General features: G+C 71.9%; 9 protein-coding genes. 2 read left to right on the forward strand and 7 right to left on the reverse strand.

Translation table 11 applies throughout. The features are described 5' to 3' along the window. Positions 1 to 14: 14 nt before the first annotated feature. The 7 genes from gap to uvrA form a co-directional block, all read right to left on the reverse strand. Positions 15 to 1,019, reverse strand: coding sequence for a type I glyceraldehyde-3-phosphate dehydrogenase (gap, locus tag ACIOJE_RS24225; protein ID WP_280677998.1), 1,005 nt, complete (start codon positions 1,017 to 1,019; stop codon positions 15 to 17). A 300-nt stretch (positions 1,020 to 1,319) separates the two neighbouring features. Next, entirely contained in the window at positions 1,320 to 2,300 is a 981-nt protein-coding gene (whiA, locus tag ACIOJE_RS24230) for a DNA-binding protein WhiA (RefSeq protein ID WP_280677996.1), read from the reverse strand. Continuing rightward, positions 2,291 to 3,388 (reverse strand): uridine diphosphate-N-acetylglucosamine-binding protein YvcK, encoded by a 1,098-nt coding sequence (gene yvcK, locus ACIOJE_RS24235; RefSeq protein ID WP_280678319.1) that lies wholly within the window; start codon positions 3,386 to 3,388, stop codon positions 2,291 to 2,293. Before yvcK ends, whiA begins: the two co-directional genes overlap by 10 nt. 63 nt (positions 3,389 to 3,451) lie before the next feature. Further along, complete coding sequence (rapZ, locus tag ACIOJE_RS24240) at positions 3,452 to 4,336, reverse strand: RNase adapter RapZ (protein WP_280677994.1); 885 nt, start codon at positions 4,334 to 4,336, stop codon at positions 3,452 to 3,454. 118 nt (positions 4,337 to 4,454) lie between these two features. Beyond that, on the reverse strand, positions 4,455 to 6,518 hold the full coding sequence (gene uvrC, locus ACIOJE_RS24245; RefSeq protein WP_280677992.1) for an excinuclease ABC subunit UvrC: 2,064 nt from the start codon (positions 6,516 to 6,518) through the stop codon (positions 4,455 to 4,457). 51 nt (positions 6,519 to 6,569) lie between these two features. Then, entirely contained in the window at positions 6,570 to 7,013 is a 444-nt protein-coding gene (locus ACIOJE_RS24250) for a Rieske (2Fe-2S) protein (protein WP_280677989.1), read from the reverse strand. A 121-nt stretch (positions 7,014 to 7,134) separates the two neighbouring features. After that, a complete protein-coding gene (uvrA, locus tag ACIOJE_RS24255) occupies positions 7,135 to 10,062 on the reverse strand; it encodes an excinuclease ABC subunit UvrA (RefSeq protein WP_280677987.1) in 2,928 nt (975 codons plus the stop codon). Positions 10,063 to 10,330: 268 nt separating this feature from the next. Between uvrA and ACIOJE_RS24260 the strand changes: the two genes are divergently transcribed. Together ACIOJE_RS24260 and ACIOJE_RS24265 are read left to right on the forward strand one after the other, a co-directional pair. Beyond that, entirely contained in the window at positions 10,331 to 11,077 is a 747-nt protein-coding gene (locus tag ACIOJE_RS24260; RefSeq protein ID WP_400778752.1) for a maleylpyruvate isomerase family mycothiol-dependent enzyme, read from the forward strand. A gap of 48 nt (positions 11,078 to 11,125) precedes the next feature. Next, positions 11,126 to 11,779, forward strand: a complete 654-nt coding sequence (locus tag ACIOJE_RS24265) for an MBL fold metallo-hydrolase (protein ID WP_280677983.1) — start codon at positions 11,126 to 11,128, stop codon at positions 11,777 to 11,779. Positions 11,780 to 11,820 lie beyond the last annotated feature (41 nt).

Below are 11,820 nucleotides of genomic sequence, written 5' to 3' on the forward strand. Positions count from 1 at the left end.
CAGCTCCCGCTGCGTCAGAGCTGGCCGCCGACGAGGGAGGTCAGGTTGACGAGGCGGTTCGAGTAGCCCCACTCGTTGTCGTACCAACCGAGCACCTTGACCTGGTTGCCCTGGACCATGGTGAGCTGGGAGTCGAAGATGCAGGAGGCCGGGTCGTTGACGATGTCCGAGGAGACGATCGGGTCCTCGGTGTAGGCCAGGATGCCCTTGAGCGGGCCCTCCGCGGCCTTCTGGAACGCGGCGTTGACCTCGTCCTTGGTGACCTCGCGCTCCAGGGTGACGACCAGGTCCGTGATGGAACCGGTCGGGACCGGGACGCGCAGCGAGGTGCCGTCCAGCTTGCCCTTGAGCTCCGGCAGGACCAGGGCGGTCGCCTTGGCGGCACCGGTCGAGGTCGGGATGATGTTCTGCGACGCGGCACGGGCGCGGCGCAGGTCCTTGTGCGGGAAGTCCAGGGTCACCTGGTCGTTGGTGAACGCGTGGACGGTGGTCATCAGACCCTTGACGATGCCGAAGCTCTCGTTCAGCACCTTGGCCATCGGCGCCACACAGTTGGTGGTGCAGGAGGCGTTGGAGATGATCGTGTGGTTCGCGGCGTCGTACTTGTCGTCGTTGACGCCCATCACGATGGTGACGTCCTCGTCGGTGGCGGGCGCCGAGATGATGACCTTCTTGGCGCCGGCGGCGAGGTGCTTCTTGGCCGCCTCGGCCTTGGTGAAGATGCCGGTGGACTCGACGACGATGTCGGCGCCCAGGGCGGCCCACGGCAGGTTGGCGGGGTCACGCTCGGCGGTGACCTGGAAGGTCTTGCCGTCGACGGTGATGCTGTCCTCGGTGTGCGAGACCGTGCCCGGGAAGGTGCCCAGGGTGGTGTCGTACTTGAGCAGGTGAGCCAGGGTCTTCGTGTCAGTCAGGTCGTTGACACCGACGATCTCGATGTCCGCGCCCTGCGCCTTGACCGCGCGGAAGAAGTTGCGGCCGATGCGGCCGAATCCGTTGATGCCTACCCGGATCGTCACGAACCGATCTCCTCGTTAGGTACGCCGGAGCTAAGCCGACGGGGGTGAGATTTGGGAAGTCCCCGACCGCCTATGACCCTACCCCTCCTACGCCTGGGAGGGCACATCGCGCCACGTGCGACGACCTGGCGTGGCGCGAAATCAGGCCGACCGTCCTTGGCCGTCAGGGCAGTTGGTCCCGGCCCAGTGGTCTCTACCAATTTCGATGCCCGGGCGCGTCCGGGCACCCCGTCCGGAGACAACGGCGGCCGGTGCCCGGAATCCGGACACCGGCCGCGAATCAGTCACGCAGCGTGGCGGTCAGTTCATCGCCATCTCGTCGGTCAGGTTGGCCTCGGTGCTCGGCAGGCCGAGCTCGGAGGCGCGCTTGTCCGCCATCGCCAGCAGGCGGCGGATCCGGCCGGCCACCGCGTCCTTGGTCAGCGGCGGGTCGGCGAGCGCGCCCAGCTCCTCCAGCGAGGCCTGCTTGTGCTGCATCCGCAGCTGGCCGGCCGCGGCCAGGTGGTCGGGCACCTCGTCACCGAGGATCTCCAGCGCCCGGGCCACCCGGGCGCCGGCCGCCACCGCGGCGCGGGCCGAGCGGCGCAGGTTGGCGTCGTCGAAGTTGGCCAGACGGTTGGCGGTGGCCCGGACCTCGCGCCGCATCCGGCGCTCCTCCCAGGCGAGCACCGACTCGTGCGCGCCGAGCCGGGTCAGCAGCGCGCCGATCGCGTCGCCGTCGCGGATCACCACCCGGTCCACGCCGCGCACCTCGCGGGCCTTGGCCGGGATGCCGAGCCGGCGGGCCGCACCGACCAGGGCGAGCGCGGCCTCGGAGCCGGGGCAGGTGATCTCCAGCGAGGAGGAACGACCCGGCTCGGTGAGCGAGCCGTGGGCCAGGAAGGCCCCGCGCCAGGCCGCCTCGGCGTCGCAGGTGGCCCCGGAGACGACCGCCGGGGGCAGCCCCCGGATCGGTCGGCCGCGGCCGTCCACGAGGCCGGTCTGGCGCGCGAGCAGTTCGCCGTCCTTGACCACCCGGACGACGAAGCGGCTGCCGCGCCGCAGTCCGCCGGGGGCCATCACCACGAGGTCGGAGGAGTGTCCGAAGATCTCCAGCAGGTCCTTGCGCAGCCGGCGCGCAGCCGCGCCGGTGTCCAGCTCCGCCTCGATCACGATGCGGCCGCTCACGATGTGCAGCCCGCCCGCGAACCGCAGGATCGCCGACACCTCCGCCTTGCGGCAGCAGGCCCGGGTGACCGGGAGCCGGCTGATCTCGTCCTTCACCGCTGGAGTCATCGCCATGGCCCGATCCTTCCATGTGTCCGGAAAATCCGGTCGTACGCGGCCGCCAACAGCTCCGGGTCGTGTCGCGGGGTGCCGTCGGTGCGGGCCACCCGGCCGAGCACCAGGGCGGCGCCCATCCGCTCGGCGGCCTTCTCCAGCCCGGCCAGGTCCGCCTGGCCGAAGGCGCCGCCGGTGACGGCGCGCTCGTCCACCAGGATCGCATCCACAGCGAGGCCGGGGGCGTGGTCGGCGATGACCTCCAGGTGGCGCTGCGGGGTGAAGCCCTCGGTCTCGCCGGGCTGGGGGGCCAGGTTCAGGGTGAGCAGGCGGCGGGCGCGGGTCTCGGTGAGCGCCTTGGCCAGCTCCGGCACCAGCAGGTGCGGCAGCACGCTGGTGAACCAGGAGCCGGGCCCGAGCACCACCCAGTCCGCCTCCCGGACGGCGGTGACCGCCTCCGGGACGGCCGGCGGCCCGTCCGGCAGCAGCCGGATCGACTGCACGGTGCCGGGCGTGACCGCGACGCTGGCCTGGCCGCGGACGGCCGTCACCTCGCCGGGGCGCTCCGGGTCGTGGCCGCGCACGGTCGCCTCGATGTCCAGCGGCACCGCCGACATCGGCAGCACCCGCCCCTGGACGTTCAGCAGCCGGCCGACCCAGTCCAGGGCCGCGACCGGGTCGCCGAGCTTCTCCCAGAGCGCGACGATCAGCAGGTTGCCGACGGCGTGGCCGCCCAGCTCGCCGGTGCCGGTGAAGCGCTGCTGGATCACCTCGGACCAGGTGCGGCCCCAGTCGTCGTCCCCGCACAGCGCGGCCAGCGCCTTGCGCAGGTCGCCTGGGGGCAGCACGCCCAGCTCGGTGCGCAGCCGGCCGCTGGAGCCGCCGTCGTCGGCGACGGTGACCACGGCGGTCAGATCGCTGGTGAGCCGGCGCAGCGCGGAGAGCGAGGCGGACAGGCCCTGGCCGCCGCCCAGCGCGGTGATCCGGGGGGCCGGATTGGCCCGGGCGGGGCTGCTGCGCGGCCGGCTCGGGGCCGGCGGCCGGGCCGGGCCACCCGCCCGGTCGGCACTCCTGTTCTGCGGCTGCCGCCCGGGCACGTATCCCGCCACACTCACCTCGCGTTCCTCGCCGCCGCCACCGGCCCCGCCGGCGACCCGGCTAGGAGGCGGCGGTCACTCCCGTCCCATGTCACGGTGGACGAGCACCGTCTCCACTCCGTCGGCGATGAGACGCTTGGTCAGGCGCTCGGACATCGCGACGCTGCGGTGCTTGCCACCGGTGCAGCCTACGGCAAGCGTCATGTAGCGCTTCCCCTCGCGGCGGTACCCCTCGGTGACGATGCGCAGCAGCTCCGCGTAGCCGTTCAGGAACTCGTTGGCGCCGGGCTGCTGGAACACGTAGTCGGCGACGTCCGCGTCGGTGCCGGTGCGGGCGCGCAGCTCGGGCACCCAGTGCGGGTTGGGCAGGAAGCGGCAGTCCACCACCAGGTCGGCGTCGACCGGCAGGCCGTACTTGAAGCCGAAGGACATCACGGTGGCGCGCAGCTCGGGCTCGTCGTGGTCGGCGAACTGGGCGTCCAGCTTGGCGCGCAGCTGGTGCACGTTGAGGTTGGAGGTGTCGATCACCAGGTCGGCCTCGCCGCGCAGGTCGCGCAGCAGGTCGCGCTCCCTGGCGATGCCGTCGACGATCCGGCCGTCGGCCTGCAGCGGGTGCGGGCGGCGCACGCTCTCGAAGCGGCGCACCAGCGCGTCGTCGGAGGAGTCCAGGAACACCACGCTGAGCCGGACGCCGCGCTTCTCCAGCTCGTCGAGCGAGGTGAGCAGGTCGTCGAAGAACTGGCGGCCCCGGACGTCCACGACCACGCCGATCCGGGCGACGTTGCCCTGGGAGCGTGCGCCCAGGTCGACCATGGTCGGGATCAGGGCCGGCGGCAGGTTGTCCACCACGAACCAGCCCAGGTCCTCCAGGCACTTCGCGGCGGTGGAGCGGCCGGCTCCGGACATGCCGGAGATGATCACCAGCTCCGGCGCGTTCTCGGCCACGTCTGACACGGTCACTTCGGTTCCCCGTTCTCGGTCTTTCTGCTGGGGAGAACGCGCAGGGCACGGCCGCCCTTCCCCTGCCCGGACAGGCGGGCGGGAGTGGGGCGCGCCGCCCGACGGGCGACGTCGGCCGTCATGGCGTCTCCTGGGATGGTGCGGTCTGGGGTGCTGCGGCCACCGGCTCGTCCCCGTCCCCGATGATCTCGCCGGTCGCGGTGTTCACCGCGGGGGCGGCGGGTGTACGGGACGACAACGCCGCCGCAACAGTCTCCGCCGTGCGGCGTCCGATGCCGGGTACGGCGCAGAGTTCGTCGACGGTGGCGGCCCGGAGCCTCTTCAGCGAGCCGAAGTGCTTGAGCAGCGCCTGGCGGCGAGTCTCGCCGAGGCCCGGGACGGAGTCCAGCTCCCCGGCGGTGAGTCGCTTGGAACGCTTGCTGCGCTGGTACGTGATCGCGAAGCGGTGGGCCTCGTCGCGGACCCGCTGGAGCAGGTAGAGGCCCTCGCTGGAGCGCGGCAGCACCACCGGGTCGTCCTCGCCGGGCAGCCAGACCTCCTCCAGGCGCTTGGCCAGGCCGCACAGCGCGACGTCGTCGATGCCGAGTTCGTCCAGGGCGCGTTTGGCGGCGGCGACCTGCGGCTGGCCGCCGTCGACGACCAGCAGCTGCGGCGGGTAGGCGAAGCGGCGCGGACGGCCCGTCTCCGGGTCGATCGGGCCGGCCGGGGCCCCGGTGCCGTCGGCGGCGCCCGGGTCGTCGGCCTCGGGGACGGCCCACTCACCGGTCTGCTCGCGCTCCTGGAGGTAGCGGCGGAAGCGCCGGCCGATCACCTCGTGCATCGAGCGGACGTCGTCCTGGCCCTCGAAGCCCTTGATCTGGAAGCGCCGGTACTCGCTCTTGCGGGCCAGGCCGTCCTCGAAGACGACCATCGAGGCGACCACGTCCTCGCCCTGGAGGTGGGAGATGTCGAAGCACTCGATGCGCAGCGGCACCGAGTCCAGCTCCAGCGCGTCGGCGATCTCCTGCAGGGCGCGGCTGCGGGTGGTGAGGTCGGAGGCCCGCTTGGTCTTGTGCAGCGCCAGCGCCTGCTGGGCGTTGCGCTGCACGGTGGTCATCAGGTCCTTCTTGTCGCCGCGCTGCGGGATGCGCAGGTCGACCTGGCTGCCGCGCAGGCCGCTCAGCCACTCCCGGACCGGACCGGCCGGCTCGGGCAGCGCCGGGACCAGCACCTCGCGCGGGACGGACTCGTTGCGCTCGTCCTGCCCGGCGCCGCCGTAGAGCTGCTGGAGGGCGTGCTCGACCAGGGCGGCGGTGTCGACGTCCTCGACCTTGTCGGTGACCCAGCCGCGCTGGCCGCGCACCCGGCCGCCGCGGACGTGGAAGATCTGGACGGCGGCCTCCAGTTCGTCCTCGGCGACGGCCAGCAGGTCGGCGTCGGTGGCGTCGGCGAGCACGATGGCGTTCTTCTCCATCGCGCGCTTGAGGGCGCCGATGTCGTCCCGCAGCCGGCCCGCCTTCTCGTACTCCATCTCCTCGGCGGCCTCCCGCATCTGCTCTTCGAGCCGGCGCAGGTAGTTGCCGGTGCGCCCGGCCATGAAGTCGCAGAAGTCCTCGGCCAGTGCCCGGTGTTCGTCCGGCGTGACCTTGCCGACGCAGGGCGCGGCGCACTTGCCGATGTAGCCGAGCAGGCAGGGCCGGCCGACCTGCCGGGCGCGCTTGAACACGCCGTTGGAGCAGGTGCGGACGGGGAAGACGCGCAGCAGCAGGTCGACCGTCTCGCGGATCGCCCAGGCGTGCCCGTACGGGCCGAAGTAGCGCACGCCCTTCTTGTGCGCCCCGCGCATCACCTGGACCCGCGGGTACTCCTCGTTCAGGGTGACGGCGAGCTCCGGATAGCTCTTGTCGTCGCGGTACTTGACGTTGAACCGCGGGTCGAACTCCTTGATCCAGGAGTACTCCAGCTGGAGCGCCTCGACCTCGGTGGCCACCACCGTCCACTCCACCGAGGCGGCCGTGGTGACCATCGTCGCGGTGCGCGGGTGCAGGCCCGCCAGGTCCTGGAAGTAGGACGACAGGCGCGGCCGCAGGCTCTTGGCCTTGCCGACGTAGATCACCCGGCCGTGGGCGTCACGGAACTTGTAGACGCCCGGCGAGGTCGGGATCGCGCCCGGCGCCGGCCGGTAGGTGCTCGGGTCAGCCATGAGTCCACCGTACCGAGTGGGGCCGGGGCTGCGGAGGGGAGATCAACTGCTTCAGCTCGGGGTCACCTTGAGGTTCCCGCCGTCGACCGTGACGGTGTAGGCGGGCAGCGGGCTGGGGGCCGGGCCGTCCTGGACGGCGCCGTCGGTGATGGCGAACCGGCTGCCGTGGCAGGGGCACTGGATCTGCTGGTTCTTCACCTGGTCGACGATGCAGCCGGCGTGGGTGCACTTGGCGCTGAAAGCCTTGTACTCCCCGGCGGCCGGCTGGGTCACGACGATCTTCTGCTCGCGGAAGACCTTGCCGCCGCCCTCGGGCACCGCCGAGGCCGGGCCGAGGTCCACCGGGCCCTTGGCGGCGGTGCTAGAGCTGGAGGAACTCGCGGAGGAACCGCAGCCGGTGACCGCCACGGCGCCGCCGGCCGCGAGGACGGCCGCGGCCCCGCAGAGCAGGGTGCGGCGGGAGGTGGCGGGGCTCGTCTCGGGGGCCTCTGACATCGGTGCGCTCCTGCGGTTCGGCGTGCTGCGTGGGACGTCGGAAGTCTATGCGGCACACGCCCCGCCGTTCCCGGGGACGGGAGCGGCGGGGCGGTGTCGGCCGTACTTCTTCGCTGCGGCTCTACTTCTTCGCTGCGGTGGCCCGCTTGCGCGGGGCGGCCGCCTTGGCCCGCGTCCTGGCCGGGGCGGCGACCGGGGCGTCCGCGAACCCGCCCGGCAGGATGTCCCGCAGGAACTTGCCGGTGTGGCTCTCCGAGACGGCCGCGATCTGCTCCGGGGTGCCCTCGGCGACCACCGTGCCACCGCCGGAGCCGCCCTCGGGGCCCATGTCGACGACCCAGTCGGCGGTCTTGATCACATCGAGGTTGTGCTCGATGACGATCACCGTGTTGCCCTTCTCGACCAGCCCGCTGAGCACCTTGATCAGCTTGCTGATGTCCTCGAAGTGCAGGCCGGTGGTGGGCTCGTCCAGCACGTAGACCGTCCGCCCGGTGGAGCGCTTCTGCAGCTCGGAGGCGAGCTTGACGCGCTGCGCCTCGCCGCCGGACAGCGTCGGCGCGGACTGGCCGAGCCGGACGTAGCCGAGGCCGACGTCGTTGAGCGTCCTGAGGTGCCGGGCGATCGCCGGGACGGCCTCGAAGAAGGCCAGCGCCTCCTCGATCGGCATGTCCAGCACCTCGGCGATGGACTTGCCCTTGTAGTGCACCTCCAGCGTCTCCCGGTTGTACCGGGCGCCGTGGCAGACCTCGCACGGCACGTAGACGTCCGGCAGGAAGTTCATCTCGATCTTGATGGTGCCGTCGCCCGAGCAGTTCTCGCAGCGCCCGCCCTTGACGTTGAAGGAGAACCGGCCCGGCAGGTACCCGCGGACCTTCGCCTCCTGCGTCTCCGCGAAGAGCCGGCGGACGTGGTCGAACACCCCGGTGTAGGTGGCCGGGTTGGAGCGCGGGGTGCGCCCGATCGGCGACTGGTCGACGTGCACCACCTTGTCCACCAGGTCGGTGCCGGTGATCCGGGTGTGCCGGCCGGGCACGCTGCGGGCGCCGTTCAGCTCCCGGGCCAGGTGGGTGTAGAGGATGTCGTTGACCAGCGTCGACTTGCCGGAGCCGGAGACGCCGGTGATCGCGGTGAAGGTGCCGAGCGGGAAGCCGACCGTGACGTCCTTGAGGTTGTGCTCGCGGGCGCCGTGGACGGTCAGCTGGCGCTTCTTGTCCCGGTCGCGGCGGCCGGCCGGGATCGGGATGGACCGCTTGCCGGAGAGGTACTGGCCGGTCAGCGACTCCTTGTTGGTCAGCAGCTGCTTCAGCGAACCGGAGTGCACCACCTTGCCGCCGTGCTCGCCGGCGCCCGGGCCGATGTCGACCACCCAGTCCGCCGTCTTGATGGTGTCCTCGTCGTGCTCGACCACGATCAGGGTGTTGCCGATGTCGCGCAGCCGCACCAGCGTCTCGATCAGCCGGTGGTTGTCCCGCTGGTGCAGGCCGATGGACGGCTCGTCCAGCACGTACAGCACGCCGACCAGGCCGGAGCCGATCTGGGTGGCCAGCCGGATCCGCTGGGCCTCGCCGCCGGACAGGGTGCCGGCCGCGCGGTTCAGCGAGAGGTAGTCCAGGCCGACGTCGACCAGGAAGCGCAGCCGCTCGTTGACCTCCTTGAGGACGCGCTCGGCGATCTGCTTGTCCCGGTCGTTGAGCTTCATCGCGCCCAGGAACTCGGCGCAGTCGCTGATCGACATCGCCGAGACGTCGGCGATCGAGCGGTCCTCGACGGTGACCGCGAGCACCACCGGCTTGAGCCGGGTGCCGTCGCAGGTCGGGCAGGGCACCTCGCGCATGTAGCCCTCGAAGCGCTCGCGGCTGCTGTCGCTCTCCGCCTCGGTGTGCCGGCGCTGGATGAACGGGACGGCGCCCTCGAAGCCGGTGCTGTACGAGCGCTCGCGGCCGAAGCGGTTGCGGTAGCGGACCTGCACCTGGTGCTTGTGCCCGTACAGCAGCGCCTTCTTGGCCCGGGCGGGCAGCCCGGCCCACGGGATGTCGGTGCGGAAGCCCAGTTCCTCGGCGAGCGCGTCGATCAGGCGCTGGAAGTACTCCTTGGCGTGGCCGGCCGACCACGGGTGGATCGCGCCCTCCTCCAGCGAGCGCTCCGGATCGGGGATGACCAGCTCCGGGTCCACCTCCATCCGGTTGCCCAGGCCCGAGCAGTCCGGGCAGGCACCGAACGGCGAGTTGAAGGAGAACGAGCGCGGCTCCAGCTCCTCGAACGACACGTCGTCGTACGGGCAGTAGAGGTGCTCGGAGTACATCCGCTCGCGCTCCGCGTCGTCCTCGGGGAGGTCGACGAAGTCGAGCACGACCATGCCGCCGGACAGCCGCAGGGCCGTCTCCACCGAGTCGGTGAGCCGCCGCTTGGCGCTCTCCTTGACGGTCAGGCGGTCGATGACCACCTCGACGGTGTGCTTCTCCTGCTTCTTGAGCTTCGGCGGCTCGGCGAGCTGGATCGTCTCGCCGTCCACCCGGGCGCGCGAGTAGCCCTTGGACTGGAGGTCGGCGAAGAGGTCGACGAACTCGCCCTTGCGCTCGCGCACCACGGGGCTGAGCACCTGGAAACGGGTGCCCTCGGCGAGCTCCAGCACCTTGTCGACGATCGCCTGCGGCGACTGCTTGGCGATCGGGCGGGCGCAGTGCGGGCAGTGCGGCTTGCCGATCCGGGCGAACAGCAGGCGCAGGTAGTCGTAGACCTCGGTGATGGTGCCGACGGTCGAACGGGGGTTGCGGTTGGTGGACTTCTGGTCGATCGAGACGGCCGGGGAGAGGCCTTCGATGAAGTCCACGTCGGGCTTGTCCATCTGCCCGAGGAACTGACGGGCGTAGGACGACAACGACTCGACGTAGCGGCGCTGGCCCTCGGCGAAGATCGTGTCGAAGGCGAGCGAGGACTTGCCGGAGCCGGAGAGGCCCGTGAAGACGATGAGGGAGTCGCGGGGCAGGTCGAGCGAGACGTTCTTGAGATTGTGCTCGCGAGCACCGCGGACGATGAGGCGGTCGGCCACTGCTTCTGGCGCCTTTCTCCGGGGCGAGAGGGCTTGCGGTGAGATTCGGTACTTCTTCCAGGATGCGGCAGCCAGCCTATAGCTCAGGCGTTCGAATATCGACCTTGTCCAGTGGAGTCCACCCGAACGAGTGAGGGCGCCCCTCGGACCGTCCGCACCCGGACCGAAAAAGGCCCTGCTCAGCGGCCGGATTCGGCGGTAGCGTCAGCTGGTCAACGAGCGAAGCCCCGTGCGGGCAACGCGCCGTCTCCCACAGAAGGCCGATCCGATGACCGACCCGCAGACCGCCGCCGCCTCCGCCGCCCTCGCCACCGAGCGGCTGGGCCTGGTCGAGGAGAGCACCCGGCACCTGCTGCGCACCGTGTCCGAGCTGAAGCCCGCGGCCGCCGCCGAGCCCTCCGCGCTGCCCGGCTGGACCAGGGGCCACGTCCTGGCCCACATCGCCCGCAACGCCGACTCCCTGGTCAACCTGCTGAACGGCGCCCGCACCGGCACCGACATCCCGCAGTACGCCAGCACCGAGGCCCGCGACCGGCAGATCGAGGACGACGCACCCCGCCCGGTGGACGTCCAGCTGGCCGACCTGGAGGCCAGCCACCAGCGCTTCGCCGCGGCGGCCGCGCCGATGACCGGCGAGGCCTGGACGGTCGAGGTCCGCCACCGCACCGGCTACGTCTTCCCGGCCTCCGACATCCCGTGGAAGCGCCTCGCCGAGGTCGAGTACCACCACGTCGACCTGGACGCCGGCTACACCCCCGCGCAGTGGCCGGAGGTGTTCGCGGTGGCCGAGTTCGGCAGGCTCGCCGCCGGGCTGGCCGGCCACGCCGGGCTGCCCGCCGTCCGGCTCGTCGCCGACGACACCGAGGACCGCGGCACGATCGGCGCGGGCGAGCCCGCCCTGACCGTCGAGGGCCCCGTCCGCGCCCTGCTGGCCTGGCTCTCCGGCCGCTCCGACGGCGACGGCCTGCGTCGCACCCCCGACACCGCGCTCCCCCAGCTTCCCCCCATGGGCTGACGGCGGGACGATGATCCTGACCCCTGCAGTCGGACGAGGAGCGGACGGATGACGTACCACGGAGCGGTCAAGGTCGGCGGACCGCCGGACGTGCGCGAGCTGGCCCACCTGATCATCACCAAGGCGGCCGTGGGCCCGTACGACAACAACGCCTACCTGCTGCGCTGCCGGGCCACCGACGAGCAGCTGCTGATCGACGCGGCCGCCGACGCCCCGGTGCTGCTGGAGAGCATCGGCGACGAACTGGCCACGGTGGTCACCACCCACCGGCACCACGACCACTGGGGCGCGCTCGCCGAGGTGGTCGCCACCACCGGCGCCCGCACCGCCGCCGGTGCCCACGACGCCGAGGGCATCGACGTGCCCACCGAGCTGCTGCTCGCGGACGGCGACCGGCTGCGGGTCGGCCAGGTCGAGCTCACCGTCCGGCACCTGGTCGGGCACACCCCCGGCGCGATCGTGCTGGTCTACGACGACCCGCAGGGCCACCCGCACGTGTTCACCGGCGACTGCCTCTTCCCGGGCGGTGTCGGCAACACCTGGGGCGACGCGGAGGCGTTCAAGACCCTCTTCCGGGACGTCAACGAGAAGATCTTCGACGTCCTCCCGGACGAGGCCTGGGTCTACCCCGGCCACGGCAACGACACCACCCTCGGCGCCGAGCGCCCGCACCTCGACGAGTGGCGCGAGCGCGGCTGGTGAACCCGGACACGGCCGAGGCCCCCGCGACCGTCAGCGGTCAC

The organism is Kitasatospora sp. NPDC087861, assembly GCF_044742585.1.
GTDB lineage: Bacteria > Actinomycetota > Actinomycetes > Streptomycetales > Streptomycetaceae > Kitasatospora.